The 15,062-nt window shown below is 69.0% G+C and carries 15 protein-coding genes and 1 pseudogene; 9 read left to right on the top strand and 7 right to left on the bottom strand.

The window, feature by feature from the left end:
* Nucleotides 1-226 precede the first annotated feature (226 nt).
* Nucleotides 227-364: a hypothetical protein gene (locus tag ACY0PA_RS32380; protein WP_473081027.1), complete on the top strand. Its 138-nt coding sequence runs from the start codon at nucleotides 227-229 to the stop codon at nucleotides 362-364.
* 445 nt (nucleotides 365-809) lie between these two features.
* Here the strand turns inward: ACY0PA_RS32380 and ACY0PA_RS32385 are convergent, their stop codons facing one another.
* The 3 genes from ACY0PA_RS32385 to ACY0PA_RS32395 all read right to left on the bottom strand — a co-directional run bounded on the left by ACY0PA_RS32385 (nucleotide 810) and on the right by ACY0PA_RS32395 (nucleotide 4,301).
* Entirely contained in the window at nucleotides 810-2,267 is a 1,458-nt protein-coding gene (locus tag ACY0PA_RS32385) for a catalase (RefSeq protein ID WP_473081028.1), read from the bottom strand.
* Nucleotides 2,268-2,472: 205 nt separating this feature from the next.
* Nucleotides 2,473-3,387: a 2-hydroxy-3-oxopropionate reductase gene (locus tag ACY0PA_RS32390; protein WP_473081029.1), complete on the bottom strand. Its 915-nt coding sequence runs from the start codon at nucleotides 3,385-3,387 to the stop codon at nucleotides 2,473-2,475.
* Between the two features lie 56 nt (nucleotides 3,388-3,443).
* The gene (locus tag ACY0PA_RS32395) at nucleotides 3,444-4,301 is read right to left on the bottom strand and encodes a TIM barrel protein (protein WP_473081030.1); all 858 of its coding nucleotides are present in this window, start codon (nucleotides 4,299-4,301) and stop codon (nucleotides 3,444-3,446) included.
* Between the two features lie 160 nt (nucleotides 4,302-4,461).
* Between ACY0PA_RS32395 and ACY0PA_RS32400 the strand changes: the two genes are divergently transcribed.
* The 8 genes and pseudogenes from ACY0PA_RS32400 to ACY0PA_RS32435 all read left to right on the top strand — a co-directional run bounded on the left by ACY0PA_RS32400 (nucleotide 4,462) and on the right by ACY0PA_RS32435 (nucleotide 11,755).
* The gene (locus tag ACY0PA_RS32400; protein WP_100591422.1) at nucleotides 4,462-4,713 is read left to right on the top strand and encodes a YkoF family thiamine-binding protein; all 252 of its coding nucleotides are present in this window, start codon (nucleotides 4,462-4,464) and stop codon (nucleotides 4,711-4,713) included.
* A complete protein-coding gene (locus ACY0PA_RS32405; protein WP_473081031.1) occupies nucleotides 4,710-5,087 on the top strand; it encodes a helix-turn-helix domain-containing protein in 378 nt (125 codons plus the stop codon). Before ACY0PA_RS32400 ends, ACY0PA_RS32405 begins: the two co-directional genes overlap by 4 nt.
* Nucleotides 5,088-5,242: 155 nt before the next feature.
* The gene (gene uraD / locus ACY0PA_RS32410) at nucleotides 5,243-5,773 is read left to right on the top strand and encodes a 2-oxo-4-hydroxy-4-carboxy-5-ureidoimidazoline decarboxylase (RefSeq protein WP_473081032.1); all 531 of its coding nucleotides are present in this window, start codon (nucleotides 5,243-5,245) and stop codon (nucleotides 5,771-5,773) included.
* The gene (uraH, locus tag ACY0PA_RS32415) at nucleotides 5,773-6,177 is read left to right on the top strand and encodes a hydroxyisourate hydrolase (protein ID WP_473081033.1); all 405 of its coding nucleotides are present in this window, start codon (nucleotides 5,773-5,775) and stop codon (nucleotides 6,175-6,177) included. Before uraD ends, uraH begins: the two co-directional genes overlap by 1 nt.
* 5 nt (nucleotides 6,178-6,182) lie before the next feature.
* Nucleotides 6,183-7,130, top strand: a complete 948-nt coding sequence (gene pucL, locus ACY0PA_RS32420) for a factor-independent urate hydroxylase (protein WP_473081034.1) — start codon at nucleotides 6,183-6,185, stop codon at nucleotides 7,128-7,130.
* A gap of 515 nt (nucleotides 7,131-7,645) precedes the next feature.
* A pseudogene (locus ACY0PA_RS32425) lies at nucleotides 7,646-8,590 on the top strand (solute carrier family 23 protein); the annotation flags it as partial.
* 48 nt (nucleotides 8,591-8,638) lie between these two features.
* Complete coding sequence (locus tag ACY0PA_RS32430) at nucleotides 8,639-10,027, top strand: 8-oxoguanine deaminase (RefSeq protein ID WP_473081035.1); 1,389 nt, start codon at nucleotides 8,639-8,641, stop codon at nucleotides 10,025-10,027.
* A gap of 345 nt (nucleotides 10,028-10,372) precedes the next feature.
* Nucleotides 10,373-11,755 (top strand): nucleobase:cation symporter-2 family protein, encoded by a 1,383-nt coding sequence (locus ACY0PA_RS32435; protein ID WP_473086495.1) that lies wholly within the window; start codon nucleotides 10,373-10,375, stop codon nucleotides 11,753-11,755.
* Between the two features lie 201 nt (nucleotides 11,756-11,956).
* Here the strand turns inward: ACY0PA_RS32435 and ACY0PA_RS32440 are convergent, their stop codons facing one another.
* The 4 genes from ACY0PA_RS32440 to ACY0PA_RS32455 form a co-directional block, all read right to left on the bottom strand.
* Nucleotides 11,957-12,781, bottom strand: a complete 825-nt coding sequence (locus ACY0PA_RS32440; protein WP_473081036.1) for a chitosanase — start codon at nucleotides 12,779-12,781, stop codon at nucleotides 11,957-11,959.
* A gap of 361 nt (nucleotides 12,782-13,142) precedes the next feature.
* Nucleotides 13,143-13,565 (bottom strand): acyl-CoA thioesterase, encoded by a 423-nt coding sequence (locus ACY0PA_RS32445; RefSeq protein ID WP_326773481.1) that lies wholly within the window; start codon nucleotides 13,563-13,565, stop codon nucleotides 13,143-13,145.
* An 88-nt stretch (nucleotides 13,566-13,653) separates the two neighbouring features.
* Nucleotides 13,654-14,292 carry a hypothetical protein gene (locus ACY0PA_RS32450; protein ID WP_473081037.1) on the bottom strand — a complete coding sequence of 213 codons (639 nt, stop codon included), beginning with the start codon at nucleotides 14,290-14,292 and terminating at the stop codon, nucleotides 13,654-13,656.
* A gap of 93 nt (nucleotides 14,293-14,385) precedes the next feature.
* Complete coding sequence (locus ACY0PA_RS32455; protein ID WP_473081038.1) at nucleotides 14,386-14,979, bottom strand: histidine phosphatase family protein; 594 nt, start codon at nucleotides 14,977-14,979, stop codon at nucleotides 14,386-14,388.
* Nucleotides 14,980-15,062: the final 83 nt, after the last annotated feature.

Genomic DNA, 15,062 nt, shown 5'->3' on the forward strand with positions numbered 1-15,062 from the left:
TCGACTGGCATCCGCCGACGGTGCCCCTGGGCCGGATCGACTTCCTCGTCGCGTACGGCTTCGGGAACCGGCCGCCGGCCGGTGGCGGCGACCCCGCGAAGGTCATGTACTGGCCGGGACCGGATCAACGAGGAGCTGGCGGGCACCGTGTCCCGCATGCGCGCCCGCAGAGACGTGCCCGTGTACGCGCAGTGGGATCGCGCGCTTTCTGAAGTCCAAGTACCGCATGACCGGCGTGACATCGATCGAGCCGGTCATCGCGCCGGACGGCACCATCACGTACCTGAGCACGGACGGCGTCGCCGCCCAGGTCGTTCAGGCCCGCGAGAAGCTGATCGCGCGGGCGGGCGGCGGCAACTCCTGAGCGCCGCCCGCTGAGCGACGTGGGGACAACGCAAGAACGCCGAGTACGGGACCGTCCGTACTCGGCGTTCTGTGCTTCCCCCGAAGCGGGCCTCTCCTGAAATGGGCATTCCCCGAAGAGGGCTTTCCCCGAAGGGAGTTGGTGCCGCCCGACGGCATGCGACTGGCGAGACATGCATGCGTGCCGCCGGGCGGATTCCGTGGTGTGGCCGGTACCGCGGCGGCCTGGGATGAACCCCGGCGGCTGTCCTCCCCTCAGGTCGGGAAGGGGCCGCCAGGATCTTGACCACCGCACTGGCTCGCAGAGCCGCCGCGGACCGTGCCTGTCCGCCTGGGGCGGACCGCCCGCGTCGCCGTGTGACCACCCCTCATCCGGGTCTGCACAGTGGCGCGGGCATTGCGTCCGGGGCCTGACCTCCCGTCAGGCCCCGGACGCAGCTTTGGTGCTAGTCCTCGCGCAGGGCGCGGACCGCCTCCTCCACGCGCTTGCCGTACTCGGCGTCGGCGGCGTGGAAGTGAGCCAGGTTCTTCTCGATCACGTCGTCGCGCGAGACCTGCGAGAGGCCGCCGGCGATGTTGGCGATCAGACGGGACTTCTCGTCGTCCGACATCAGGCGGAACAGCTCGCCCGCCTGGAAGAAGTCATCGTCCTTGGTGTGGGCGGGCGCCTCGTGCGTGCCGGTGTGGCCGGCGACGGCGAGCGGTGCCGACAGCGGGCGGCCGGTCTCGGCGGGCCCGTCGTACGAGTTGGGCTCGTAGTTCTTGCGGTCGCGGCCGTAGGCGTTGGAAGCCATCAGACCGTCGCGGCCGTAGTTGTCGGCGTTGGTCGCCTTGGGCGCGTTCACCGCGAGCTGGGTGTGGTTGACGCCCAGGCGGTAGCGGTGCGCGTCCGCGTAGGCGAACAGGCGGCCCTGGAGCATCTTGTCCGGGGAGGGACCGATGCCGGGCACGAAGTTGTTCGGCGAGAACGCGGCCTGCTCGACCTCGGCGAAGACGTTGTCCGGGTTGCGGTCGAGGACCAGACGGCCCACGCGCTGCAGCGGGTAGTCCTTGTGCGGCCACACCTTGGTGAGGTCGAACGGGTTGAAGCGGTAGTCGTCCGCCTCGGCGGCGGGCATGAGCTGCACGTACAGGGTCCAGGACGGGTTGACGCCGCGCTCGATGGCCTGGAGCAGGTCCGTCTGGTGCGAGTTGGGGTCCTTGCCCGCGATCTCGGCGGCCTGCTCGGAGGAGAGCGAGCGGATGCCCTGGTTCGTCTTGAAGTGGTACTTGACGAAGAAGGCCTCGCCCTCGGCGTTCGTCCACTGGTAGGTGTGCGAGCCGTAGCCGTTCATGTGGCGGTACGAGGCGGGGATGCCGCGGTCGCCCATGAGCCAGGTGATCTGGTGCGTCGCCTCGGGGGCGTGCGCCCAGAAGTCCCAGACGTTGTCCGCCTCCTGCTTGCCCGTGAAGGGGTCGCGCTTCTGGGAGTGGATGAAGTCGGGGAACTTGATCGGGTCCTTGATGAAGAACACCGGGGTGTTGTTGCCGACGAGGTCGTAGTTGCCCTCTTCGGTGTAGAACTTCAGCGCGAAGCCGCGCGGGTCGCGGACCGCGTCCGCGCCGCCGAGGTTGTCCGCGACGGTGGAGAAGCGGATGAACGTCTCGGTGCGCTTGCCGACCGTGCTGAGGAAGTCGGCGTGGGTGAAGCCGGTGACGTCGTCGGTCACCTCGAAGTAGCCGTACGCGCCGGAGCCGCGGGCGTGCACCACACGCTCCGGGATGCGCTCGCGGTTGAACCGGGCGAGCTTCTCGAGGAGGTGCTGATCCTGGAGGAGGATCGGGCCACCGACGCCGGCGGTGGCGGAATTCTGGTTGTCGGCGACAGGAGCGCCGGACTCGGTCGTGAGCACACGCTTCGACATGGTGGCGAGGGTGACCTTCCGTACGGAACTGCTGGGACTGCTGACGGTGAACCGGAGCGTAAGAGGCTCTGAACAGCTACGTCAACAGTTTGTTGAAGTTATGGTCAACGGTTTGTTGAACTGCAAGGCATGGTTCCGGGCCGTGGCGACGCCTGGGCGCGACAGGACAGGTGTCAGCGCCACCACGGCCCGGAAGTCCGGGGGGTCAGACCTGCTGACCGGAGAGGCGCTCGACGCCGCGCAGCAGCGCGGAGTGGTCGAGGCCGCCGTCGCCCTGGGCGCGCAGGGAGGCGACGAGCTGGGCGACCACACCGCCGACGGGCAGGGCGGCGCCCACGTTGCGGGCTGCGTCGGTGACGATGCCCATGTCCTTGTGGTGCAGGTCGATCCGGAAGCCGGGCTTGAAGTCCCGGTTCAGGAAGTTGTCCTTCTTGCGGGTCAGGACGGTCGAGCCGGCCAGGCCGCCGTTGAGGACGTCGAGCGCGGCCGTCAGGTCCACGCCGGACTTCTCCAGGAAGACCACGGCCTCGGCGCACGCCTGGATGTTCACGGCGACGATCAGCTGGTTGGCGGCCTTCACGGTCTGGCCCGAGCCGTGCGGACCGCACAGCACGATGGTCTTGCCGAGGGCTTCGAGGAGCGGCTTGGCCTCGTCGAAGTCGGCCTGCTCACCGCCGACCATGATCGACAGAACGGCCTCGATCGCGCCGGCCTCGCCACCGGAGACGGGGGCGTCGATTACGCGGATGCCCTTGTCCTTGGCGGCCTTCGCGAGGTCCACGGAGGTCTGCGGGGTGATCGACGACATGTCGATGATCAGGGCGCCGGACCTCGCGTTCTCGAGGATGCCGTTCTCGCCGTAGGCGATGGCCTCGACCTGCGGAGAGGCGGGCACCATCGTGATGATGACGTCGGCGTCCTTGACGGCCTCGGCGATCGAGCCGGCCGCGGTGCCGCCGGCGGCCGCGAGCCGCTCCAGCTTGTCCTGCTCGAGAGTGAAGCCGGTCACCGAGTAACCAGCCTTGATCAGGTTCTCGGACATGGGGGAGCCCATGATGCCGAGTCCGATCCACGCAATCGCCGGGCGGGCCGGGTGGGAAGAAGCGGCGAGGTTGCTCATGAGGGTGCCTCTCTAACTGCGGTCGTACGTAAGTGAGTTGGCGCACGTCGGGGCGCTCAGCGCGCGGCGCGGGCCCCGGCGGGCAGCCAGTCGAAGGCCTCGGCGCTCGGCTTGTCGCCGGGCTTGTACTCCAGGCCGACATAGCCCTCGTAACCCGTCTTCGCCAGCTGGTCGAGCAGCTCCTCGAGCGGCAGCGAACCGGTGCCGGGGGCGCCGCGGCCCGGGTTGTCGGCGATCTGCACGTGACCGGTCTTCGCGGCGTACTGCTCGATCACCGCGGGCAGGTCCTCGCCGTTCATGGACAGGTGGTACAGGTCCATCAGGAACTTGGCGTTGCCGAGGCCCGTGGCCGCGTTCACCTTGTCCACGATCTCGATCGCCTTGGGGGCGCTCACGATCGGGCACAGCGGCGACTCGGGCTTGTTCAGCGCCTCGATCAGGAGGATCGCGTCGACGCGGTCGGCGGCGCGGGCCGCGAGCACCAGGTTCTCCAGGGCGAGCTCGTCCTGGACCGCCGGGTCCACGCCGTCGACGCGGTTGCCGTACAGCGCGTTGAGCGCCGTGCAGCCGAGCGAGAGGGCGAAGTCCGCCGTGATGTCGATGTTCGCGCGGAACTTGTCGCTCTCCTCGCCGGGGACGGACAGGGCGCCGCGGTCGGGGCCCGGCAGCTGTCCGGCGTAGAAGTTGAGTCCGGTGAGCTGTACGCCCGCGTCCTCGATCGCCTTCTTGAGGGCGTCGAGCTCGGACTGCTCGGGGGTGGGGGCGTCGACCCAGGGCCACCACAGCTCGACCGCGGTGAAGCCCGCCGCGGCGGCGGCCGCGGGGCGCTCCAGGAGCGGGAGTTCCGTGAAGAGGATCGACAGGTTGACGTTGAAGCGCTGGTCTGCGGCTGTGTCCTCTGAGAAGCCTGGCATGAGGGTCGGCGCTCCCTTCCGTATCGAGATCCGTACGGCACTCGGTGTCGAGTTCCGTATAGCGGAAGTTTGTTTCTGCTTGATGGAAGACTGCCGGGGATGCTTCCCTCTTGTCAAGAGGGGCTGCCGGAAAAACCGGTCGCGGCAGTAGGTTGACCCCGTGCGATTGAGAGTGGAGTTCACGACCGAGCCCTTCGACCTCGACGAGGCGCCGCCCCACGCGGTCGTCGCCCGCGACGTCATCCAGAAGGCCGAACTGGACGCGGTGGATGTCGGACCCTTCGGCAATACCGCCGAAGGGGAGGCGGACGCCGTGCTCGGCGCGGTGGACGCGCTGCTGCGCCAGGCCCTGGCGGCCGGCGCCACGCGCGTCTCGCTCCAGGTCAATGTGATGGGGGAGGGCGATAAGTGACCGCTACAGGAGACGTCCCCTTCGTCAGCGCGGTGAAGCCGCTGGTGGACGCCATGGGGGGCGAGATGCTGCCGCCGCAGGAGGCGGGCAAGGACGATGTCGTCCTGCACTGGGAGGGCCGCGAGGTCATCGCCGTACGGCTGCCCCAGCTGGCCGACTCCCTGGACCACATCCTGGTGGCCATGGAGCGCGGGCAGGGTATGCCCCTGTCAGCCCTCGACCGCAAGGCCAAGCAGGAGGTCGTACGGGCACTGGAGGCGCGCGGTGCCTTCTCCGTGCGGCACGGAGTGGAGACCGTGGCCGGCGCGCTCGGGGTGAGTCGCTTTACCGTCTACAACTACCTGAACAGGGAAAACGCCGCCAAGGGGGAGTAGCCTCCCCAGTATCACGCCAAGGTGTCGAACCAGCCGCCGTCCGGATACCGGGCGGCGGTTTTTGTCACTCCAAGTTTTCAACAAAGTGTTGACGTGGTGTTTCGGAGGGCGTTAGCTATCCGCAGCCCGTCCAGCTCAAGCCACGGAGGCTTCCCGTGACTTCACGTCCGATGCCGGGGCTTTCCCGGTTCAACACACTTCAGGAAGATGCGGCCGGTGCCGCGCTCCACGAGGTGTGTGCCAGCTCGGCGTGGGGGAGCAAGCTCCTCGCCCAGCGCCCCTTCACCACCGCGGAGGCACTCTTCGCCGCGAGCGACGCCGCCATGGCCGAGCTCAGCGCCGAGGATCTCGCCGAGGCGATGGCGGGACACCCTCCGATCGGCCGCCCGAAGCCGGGCGACCCGACCTCGTCCCGCGAACAGCGGGGCATGGCCGGCGCCTCCGAGGAGCTCAAGGCCGAGATGCTCGAACTGAACCTGGCCTACCAGGACCGGTTCGGTCATGTCTTCCTGATCTGCGCCACCGGGGCGACCGGCGAGCAGATGCGCGACGCGATGAAGGCCAGGATCGGGAACGACGCCGGTACGGAGCGCGAGATCGTGCGCACCGAACTGGGGAAGATCAACCGTATCCGCCTGACCCGCCTCGCCGAAGAAGACGTAGAAGTGGAAGAGGACAAGGACTGATGAGCACCGCGACCACCGCGTCGGTGTCGACGCACATTCTCGACACCAGCATCGGACGCCCCGCCGAGGGCGTCGCCATCTCGCTCGCCGCCCGCTCGGGCAGCGACGCCGAGTGGGTGACGCTCGGTGGCTCCGCGACCGACGCGGACGGGCGCTGCAAGGACCTGCCGGCGCTGCCGGAGGGCACCACCCACGTACGGCTCGACTTCGCCGTCGAGACGTACTTCACGCGTTCAATCAAGACAGTGAAGCAAGCCGAGGCGCAGCAGGACGCCCCCCGCGTAAGGGACAGCGGTGCGTTCTTCCCGGAGGTGGCGATCACGTTCGCCGTCAAGCCGGGCGAGCACTATCACGTACCGCTGCTGCTCAACCCGTTCGGCTACTCCGTTTACCGAGGGAGCTAGCAGACATGCCCACGATTCTCGGCCAGAACCAGTACGGCAAAGCAGAGAACCGCGTCGTCAAGATCACGCGGGACGGCGACACCCACCACATCAAGGACCTGAACGTCTCCGTCGCCCTCTCCGGCGACCTCGACGACGTCCACTACAACGGCTCGAACGCCAACTGCCTTCCGACGGACACGACGAAGAACACCTGCTTCGCGTTCGCCAAGGAATACGGCATCGAGTCGGCCGAGCAGTACGGCATCCACCTCGCCCGGCACTTCGTGGACAGCCAGCCGTCCATCCACCGCGCGCGCATCCGCATCGAGGAGTACTCCTGGGAGCGCATCGCCGGCTCCGACGGCAACTCCAAGTTCATCGGCGCCGACGAGGTCAAGCACTCCTTCGTCCGCAAGGGCCAGGAGACCCGCCTCGCGCAGATCACGTACTCCGCCGAAGGTGACGGAGGGGCGAAGTTCGAAGTCCTGTCCGGGCTCAAGGACCTGACCGTGATGAACACCACGAACTCCGAGTTCTGGGGCTACATCAAGGACAAGTACACGACGCTCCAGGAGGACTACGACCGCATCCTCGCGACGTCCCTGTCGACGTGGTGGCGGCACAACTGGACGTCCGACGACCAGCGCATGCCGCAGTGGGAGAAGTCCTACCAGCAGTCCAAGAAGCACATCCTCCAGGCGTTCGTGGAGACGTACTCGCTCTCGCTCCAGCAGACGCTGTACCAGATGGGTTCGCGGGTCATCAACAACCGCAGCGAGATCGACGAGATCCGCTTCTCCGCGCCCAACAAGCACCACTTCCGGCAGGACCTCTCCGCCTTCGGTCTTGAGAACGAAGCCAAGGACGGCGCCGTGTACTACGCGGCCGACCGCCCCTACGGCCTGATCGAGGCCACCATCCTGCGCGACGGCTGCGAGCCGCACATCCCGGTCGACATGACCAACCTCTGACGCGGGGCGCGCCCCCGGGCAGTAACTCCCAGGGGCGCGCTATACCGGAGGGAACAGCAGCAATGACACAGCTCGTAACGGGACCGACAGGCGGCCCGTGTTCCACCCCGCTGGAGCACTCAGTGGACGAGAAGCTCCACCGTTCCTGGGCGGTGAGCAGGGGTACGCCCTGTCTCGCCGGCACGCCCCGAACGGTCTTGGGCGCACTGGTCCTCCGCTTTCGCGTCCCGGTCGGCGACGCATATCCCGTATGCGGTCCGTTCCAGGTGGGCGGATTCCCTCACGACCTGGCCATGTGGGTGTGGCCAGAGGCGACGGGGAGGCCCCGAACCATCTCACTGGTGGAGCGGGGGCCCCGACTGCTGGCGCCACATCCGGCGTCCCAGATCGCATGGATCAAGCTACGAACTTTCGCCGCCCAAGCGTACGGGTCACCTGCCGGTTCACTCCATCGTGTCAACGCTCGCCAATTCGGTGCGGGTACAGGGTGGTTGATGCCTCCCCGTAGCTCGCGCCCGCGGCCGGTCACCGGCGTCGTCATCACCCTCATCGGGGTGACCCTGATGCCCGTCCCGGTCGCCTGGGCGCAGGGCGGCGACAAGACCGCCGCCGACTTCGGCGACATGAAGCACCTGGCACTCGCCGCCTACACGCTCGTCGTCATCCTGATGATCCAGCGTTTCGGCCGCGGCTTCGTCAAGCAAGTCGCCCTGTTTCTGGGCCTGTTGATCGGCACGCTGGCTGCGATCCCCTTCGGGATGGCGGACTTCGGCTCCCTCAGGTCGGCCCCGGTCGCCGCGCTGCCCACGCCCTTCGCGTTCGGCACACCCGAGTTCCAGCCCGCCGCGATCCTCTCGCTCTGCCTGGTGATGCTCGTCCTGATGACGGAGTCCAGCGCAGGAATGCTCGCCATCGGCGAGATCTGCGAGCGCGAGACCAGCGGCAGGACCATCACCCGCGGCCTGCGCACCGACGGCCTCGCCACGCTCCTCGGCCCCGTCTTCGGCGGCTTCCCCACCTCGGCCTTCGCCCAGAACGTCGGCGTCGTCTCGCTGACCAAGGTGCGCAGCCGCTACGTCGTCGCCGCCGCGGGTGGCGCGCTCCTGGTCCTCGGCGTCTTCCCGGTGCTCGGCGCGGTGGTCTCCACGGTGCCGATGCCGGTCCTCGGCGGCGCGGGCATCGTCCTCTTCGGCTCCATCGCCGTCAGCGGCATCCGTACGCTGTCGGAGGCCGGCCTCGACGACAGCTCGAACATCGTCCTGGTGGCCGTCTCGCTCGGCGCGGGCATCATCCCGCTCGCCGCGCCCACCTTCTACGCCGGATTCCCGGCCTGGGCACAGACCGTGCTCGGCTCCGGCATCAGCGCGGGCGCCCTGGTGGCCGTATCGCTGAACCTGTTCTTTCACCATCTCGGCACCCGCGGCCGCGCCACCGCCGCCGCGGCACTCAAATCCTCCTAGGGTCCTGCCGTGCCCCCACCGCCACACACAGAACAAAAAGGAAGCACCATGGCACCTTCGGCAGCCCCTTCCCGCATCGTCATCGAGAACGCGGCCATCGCGACCGTCGACGCCAACGACACCGAGTACGCCTCGGGTCACGTGGTCGTCGCCGACAACAAGATCGAGTCCATCGGCGCCGGCCAGGCCCCCGCGGGCCTGGAGAACGTCGTGCGCCGCGTCGACGGCACCGGCCACCTCGTCACCCCCGGCCTGATCAACACGCACCACCACTTCTACCAGTGGATCACCCGCGGCCTCGCCACGGACCACAACCTCTTCAACTGGCTGGTCGCGCTGTACCCGACGTGGGCGCGCATCGACGAGCAGATGGCCCGCGTCGCCGCGCAGGGCTCCCTCGCGATGATGGCCCGCGGCGGTGTGACCACCGCGATGGACCACCACTACGTGTACCCGAAGGGCTCCGGCGACCTGTCCGGCGCCATCATCGGCGCCGCCTCCGACATGGGCGTCCGCTTCACGCTGGCCCGTGGCTCCATGGACCGCTCCGAGAAGGACGGCGGCCTGCCGCCGGACTTCGCGGTCGAGACCCTCGAGGGCGCGCTCGCGGCCACCGAGGAGACCGTCAACAAGCACCACGACGCCTCCTTCGGCGCCATGACCCAGGTGGCCGTCGCCCCCTGCTCGCCGTTCTCCGTGTCCACCGAACTCATGAAGCAGGGCGCCGAGTTGGCGCGCCGCCTCGAGGTACGCCTGCACACCCACGGCAGCGAGACGGTCGAGGAGGAGAAGTTCTGCCACGAGCTCTTCGGCATGGGCCCGACCGACTACTTCGAGTCGACGGGCTGGCTCGGCGAGGACGTGTGGATGGCGCACTGCGTCCACATGAACGACTCGGACATCGCCGCCTTCGCCCGTACGGGCACGGGTGTCGCGCACTGCCCGTCGTCCAACGCCCGCCTCGCGGCCGGCATCGCCCGCGTCCCCGACATGCTCAAGGCCGGCGTCCCGGTCGGCCTCGGCGTCGACGGCACCGCGTCCAACGAGTCCGGCGAGCTGCACACCGAGCTGCGCAACGCGCTCCTCATCAACCGTCTCGGCGCCCACCGCGAGGCCGCCCTGAACGCCCGTCAGGCGCTCCGGCTCGGCACCGCCGGCGGCGCCCGGGTCCTGGGCCGCGCCGCCGAGATCGGCTCCCTGGAGGCGGGCAAGCTCGCCGACCTGGTCCTGTGGAAGATCGACGGCATCGGGCACTCCTCGATCGCCGACCCGGTCACCGCCATCGTCTTCGGCGCGGCGGCCCCGGTCACCCTCTCCCTCGTCAACGGAAAGCCGGTCGTCGAGGACGGACGCCTGCTGCACGCCGACGAGGACGCCATCGCCCGCGATGCGCGTCAGGAGGCCCAGCGTCTCGCGCGGATCACCGCCGAGGCCTGACAACCATAGATCTCCGGTCGGGGGGGACGGCCCCCGACCGGACTTGAGCCGCCGAGCGGGCTGCTCAAGTGCCGCCCCGGATCGTGGCCCCAACACTTCACGATCCCGGGGCGGTCAGCACTACCTGGGCGCAGTACCCACAACCGAATACCGGCAAGTCTTGCACGTCGTACCACCTCCCAGAAGCGAGTGCCGCCCAGGCACTGGAAAACAACCGGAGGAGCCGCTGTGGCCAACAAGCCCAGGTTCACCAAGCAAGGCACCACCCCCGACGAGATATCCGAGGGGCACACCGAACATCCTGCGGGCAAGCACCCGGTGGACGAGAAGCTGCCGCCGCTGAAGATGGCGACGACCGGCCTCCAGCACGTCGCCGCCATGTACGCGGGCGTCGTCGCGCCGCCGCTCATCGTGGGCGCCGCCGTGGGCCTGTCGCCCAAGGAACTCACCTTCCTGACCGGCGCCTGCCTGTTCACCGCGGGACTCGCCACGTTCCTCCAGACGCTCGGCATCTGGAAGATCGGCGCCCGTCTGCCGTTCGTCAACGGCGTCACCTTCGCCGGTGTCGCCCCCATGATCGCCGTCGTCAACTCGACCGACGACAAGAAGGACGCGCTGCCCGTCATCTTCGGGGCGGTGATCGTCGCAGGCGTTCTCGGTTTCATCGCCGCCCCCTTCTTCAGCAAGCTCGTGCGCTTCTTCCCGCCGGTCGTGACCGGCACGGTCATCACCCTCATCGGCGTCTCGCTGATGCCCGTCGCGTTCGGCTGGGCCCAGGGACCCAACCCCGCGGCGAGGGACTACGGTTCGACGACCTATCTCACGCTGGCGGGCATCACCCTCGTCATCGTCCTTCTGCTGCGCCGGTTCACCACGGGCTTCGTGAAGCAGATCGCCGTGCTCCTCGGTCTGATCATCGGCACCCTCGTCGCGATTCCCTTCGGCGTCACGGACTTCAGCCCGATCGGCGACGCGGACGTCATCGGCTTCCCGACGCCGTTCCACTTCGGCGCCCCGCAGTTCGCCGCCGCGGCGATCGTCTCCCTGTGCGTCGTCATGGTCGTCTCGATGACCGAGTCCACGGCCGACATGCTGGCGCTCGGCGAGATCGTGGAACGCCCCGCCGACGAGAAGACCATCGCGGCCGGTCTGCGGGCCGACACGCTCGGCTCGGCGCTCAGCCCGTTCTTCAACGGCTTCATGTGCAGCGCGTTCGCGCAGAACATCGGCCTCGTCGCGATGACGAAGATCCGCAGCCGGTACGTCGTCGCCACGGGCGGCGGCTTCCTCGTCCTGATGGGCCTGTGCCCGATGGCCGCCTCGCTGATCGCGGTCGTGCCACGGCCAGTTCTCGGTGGCGCGGGCGTCGTGCTCTTCGGCTCGGTCGCGGCGAGCGGCATCCAGACCCTGGTCAAGGCGAACCTGGAGCGGGACAACAACGTTCTGATCGTGGCCGTTTCGCTGGCCGTCGGGCTCATCCCGATCGCGGCGCCGGAGTTCTACCACGCGTTCCCCGAGACCGCGAAGATCATCCTGGATTCGGGCATTTCCACGGGCTGTGTGGCCGCGGTGATTCTCAACCTGCTCTTCAACCACCTCGGCCGCAGCGGCGATGCGGACGACGTGACGGCCCCGATGGAACCGGGCGGTGAGATCGCGTCGACGCGCACGGTCGCCGGGTCCTCCACCTCGGTAGGGTCTTCCGCAGCAGGGGGTGCACTGACGTAACGTGCGTGACGCCGCCGACCGCATGGCGGAAGTTACGTTCCAGCCAAACCGGAATTTGCCGGTCCCGCGTGAGCCGCAGAGCGACGGGACCGGCCCCGGACGGTGAGCCGGGGCAAGGGGCGGATGGGCTGTTCGGCTCACGCGCAAGCGGCGCGCCCGGCTCACGTGATTGCCGAACGCGCCGCCCTGGGAAGGGAGTTGTCAGCCGATGTGGTAGCTGTCCCCGTACACCTTCCAGTCGAGCGGCGGGTCCAGGTTCAGATTGCCGTTCTTGAGGAAGACGCGCTGCGCGGTGTCGACGCGGCTCGTGTCGCTGTGGGCCTCCTCCTGTTTCATGGCCCACACCCGAGCGTCGAGGAACGCGTTCAGGTACGCGACCTCGTCGCCGCCCTGCGCCGGCGGCTGGGCCTGGGCGAGAGCGCGCTTGCGGATGTTGCGGAAGCTCGTCGCGTCGTCGCCGTCGCCGTGCATCACGATGGCGTCGTAGTACGCGAACTGGCCGAGCGTGCCGATGTCGTCCGCCTTGCCCTGTGAGACCGCCGGGTTGAAGTACACGCGGTCGCGCTCGTCGTTCTGGGCCTGCTGGAACGCGGAGTCCTCGGCCGCCTTCTCCCAGTCGCGCCGGTAGTCGGGGTCGAGGCCGTCGTGCGAGTCGGTGCCGTCCACCTCGCGCAGGGCGGGCAGGTACTTCGCGAGGACGTTGCCGGGCTTGCGCTGCGTGTACAGCTCCACGAGGTCGAGCATGTCGCCGGTGCCGGAACAGAAGCCGATGATCCCGGCGGTGTAGCCGCGGCCGTCACCGATGTCCTCGATGTAGCCGTACTGGGCCTTCCAGTCGAGCGAGGAGTTCTCCGCGCTCGACACCAGCTTCATGGCGATCTCCTTCTTCGCCGGGTCGTCGAGCCCGTTCGCGGTGACGGGCGTGGCCGTCGCGAGCTGGGTCGTGAGGAGCGGGGCCGCTACGACCGAGGCGCCGATCAGGGCGAGCAGGGTGCGACGCGACGTGCGTATGTGGGGGGTGTGCACGGGACCTCCATGGGGGAGCTCGTTCTTCCGCGAACTGTTAGGAAGGTTTCCTACCAGAGATTGTGGGTGACGTATACCCGTCAAGCGGAGGGGAGTTGGGGGACCGGGGCAGGGGGCGCCGCGCTGGTGCCGGTGTTCCCGCACGTGAACGGCGGTTTCATGTGTGGCGGGTAGAGCGTGAGGCGCCGGGTGGGATCAGCGGCCCGGGCCGCAGGGGCGCGTGGCCGGGAGGCGTCCCGAGACGAACGCCGTCGGCGGCACGCCGAGCAGTGCGCGGAACTCCGCCGTCATGTGAGACTGGTCGAAGTAACCGGTGAGGGGGCGTTCGTCCAGGGCGGCGTTCGTCCAGGGCCGTCGGGAATCAGAGGCCGAAGGCGCGTGGGTCCGACGCGAGTGCCCGGAAGTACTCGCGCGGATCCGCCACGAGTTTGCGCTCCTTGAGGTCCATCAGGCCGCCCGCACTCGTCAGTTCTGCCGCGAGCGTGCCGTCGGTCTTGCGTATCGACTGCTCGATCCGGAACGTCTTGCCCTCCGTCCACACGAACGCGCAGCTCACGTCCACCTCGTCGCCCGCGCGCAGCTCTCGGCGGTAGCGGATGGTCGTCTCCAGGGCGACCGGGCCGACCCCCTTCGCCAGCAGATCGGCCTGCCGGATTCCGCCGTGCTGGAGCAGCACCCATCGCGCGTGCTCCGCGTACTGCAGATACACGCTCTGATTGAGGTGCCCCTGCGAGTCGGTCTCGTACCCGCGCACTTGAATGCGCACGGTGAACGGCTCCGCCACGATTCCCCCTTCGACGACCACTACGGCCAATGCGGCCAGTACAGGTACTACGGCCTCTGCTTCGGGTGCTGCGTCTGCTGCTCGATCGTCATGATCTTCGCGGTGACGCCAGCAAGTACCGCCCCCCGGTACGGGGTTCTGCGTGCTCGCTGACCTGCCACCCTGCCCGCTCCAACGCGGCGGCGCAGCCCGCGATTCCGTCCGGCCCGCGCCCCCGTACGACCACGGCCTCCGGCTGTGGTGTGCCGCCGACGCGGTAGCCGTCCCCGGTGTCACCCTCCGCCGGACGGCAGCCCGCCGCCTCCAGGGCGAGGGCGGCGGCCTGCACCAGATGCGCGCGCTCCCAGGCGCACGGGCGGTCGGTGACGCCGCCCGGATTGGTCATCCGGCGCATCTCCACGAGCCCCTGCCAGGCACTGCGCACCTCGCGCGTCCGCGCCGGACCGCCCGGCACCGGCGCCTCTCCGCCCACCCGCGCCGCGAACGGGCCGCCGCCCGAAGGCTCCGGCGGCGGGGGCCGCTCGGCGCGCTCCGGTTCGTCCCCCGCCTCCCGTATCCGGTGTCCGGCCGGCGTCAGGAAGTGGTCGTGGGGAGGTCGCGGGTGCCGGAACGCGAGCTTCATCAGGACGAGGCGCGCGAGCTGGGCGTCACCGCCCTTCAGCCGCCCGGTGACCGGGTCGGCCTCGTCGACGATGCGCCGCTGCGCGGCGGACAGCGGCCTGGTCATGGCGCCCCCCTGATTCCGTCCCTCGGCCGGTACGTGCTCCCTACGTTCCGATGGTGCAGCACGGGTCTGACAACGGCCCGGTCCGACGGCGTATCAGGGCCGCAGATTCCAGCCGGCGACGACCGGGCGGCCGTGCTCCGTGCTGAGCCTGCTGACCGTGCCCGTCGCCAGCAGGAAGTGCGCGCCGTCCGCCGGGGGCAGGCCGAGCCTGCGCGCCGTGAGAACCCGCAGGAAGTGGCCGTGGCCGACGAGGACGACGCTGCCCTCGTTCTCCGAGAGCGCGGCGTCGACCTTCGCGATCATGCGGTCGGCCCGCGCTCCCACCTCTTCCGGGCTCTCACCCGGGTGCTCGGGAGGCCCGGGCGCGACCCCGTCCGTGAAGAGGAACCAGTTGGGCCGGGTGCGCTGGATCTCGAGCGTCGTGACGCCCTCGTAGGCGCCGTAGTCCCACTCGCAGAGGTCGGCGTCGACCCGTACGTTCCCGAGACCCGCGAGCTTCGCGGTCTCGTGCGCCCGCACCATCGGGCTCGAGAAGACGGCACCGACGTGATAGCTGCCGACGAGCGGGGCGAGCTTGCGTGCCTGCTCGCGGCCGTTCTCCGTCAGCGGGACGTCGGTCCAGCTCGTGTGCCGCCCGGACAGGGCCCACTCGGTCTCGCCGTGCCGGACCAGCAGCAGGTCACCCATGCGACTGTCCTGTTCTCTCCGAGGCTGCCGTCGGTCGGGCCCGGCGATCTTGCCCGGACCCGTCGTTCGAACCGTACACGCGG

This window comes from Streptomyces sp. DS1-CR2 (genome assembly GCF_055760475.1).

What these genes read in the sequence shown, in the direction of transcription:
- ACY0PA_RS32450 (WP_473081037.1), bottom strand. Translation starts at nt 14,292, where the DNA reads ATGACCAGGCCGCTGTCCGCCGCGCAGCGGCGCATCGTCGACGAGGCC.
- ACY0PA_RS32455 (WP_473081038.1), bottom strand. Translation starts at nt 14,979, where the DNA reads ATGGGTGACCTGCTGCTGGTCCGGCACGGCGAGACCGAGTGGGCCCTG.
- ACY0PA_RS32380 (WP_473081027.1), top strand. Translation starts at nt 227, where the DNA reads ATGACCGGCGTGACATCGATCGAGCCGGTCATCGCGCCGGACGGCACC.
- ACY0PA_RS32430 (WP_473081035.1), top strand. Translation starts at nt 8,639, where the DNA reads ATGGCACCTTCGGCAGCCCCTTCCCGCATCGTCATCGAGAACGCGGCC.
- pucL (WP_473081034.1), top strand. Translation starts at nt 6,183, where the DNA reads ATGCCCACGATTCTCGGCCAGAACCAGTACGGCAAAGCAGAGAACCGC.
- uraH (WP_473081033.1), top strand. Translation starts at nt 5,773, where the DNA reads ATGAGCACCGCGACCACCGCGTCGGTGTCGACGCACATTCTCGACACC.
- ACY0PA_RS32435 (WP_473086495.1), top strand. Translation starts at nt 10,373, where the DNA reads ATGGCGACGACCGGCCTCCAGCACGTCGCCGCCATGTACGCGGGCGTC.
- ACY0PA_RS32395 (WP_473081030.1), bottom strand. Translation starts at nt 4,301, where the DNA reads ATGCCAGGCTTCTCAGAGGACACAGCCGCAGACCAGCGCTTCAACGTC.
- ACY0PA_RS32385 (WP_473081028.1), bottom strand. Translation starts at nt 2,267, where the DNA reads ATGTCGAAGCGTGTGCTCACGACCGAGTCCGGCGCTCCTGTCGCCGAC.
- ACY0PA_RS32390 (WP_473081029.1), bottom strand. Translation starts at nt 3,387, where the DNA reads ATGAGCAACCTCGCCGCTTCTTCCCACCCGGCCCGCCCGGCGATTGCG.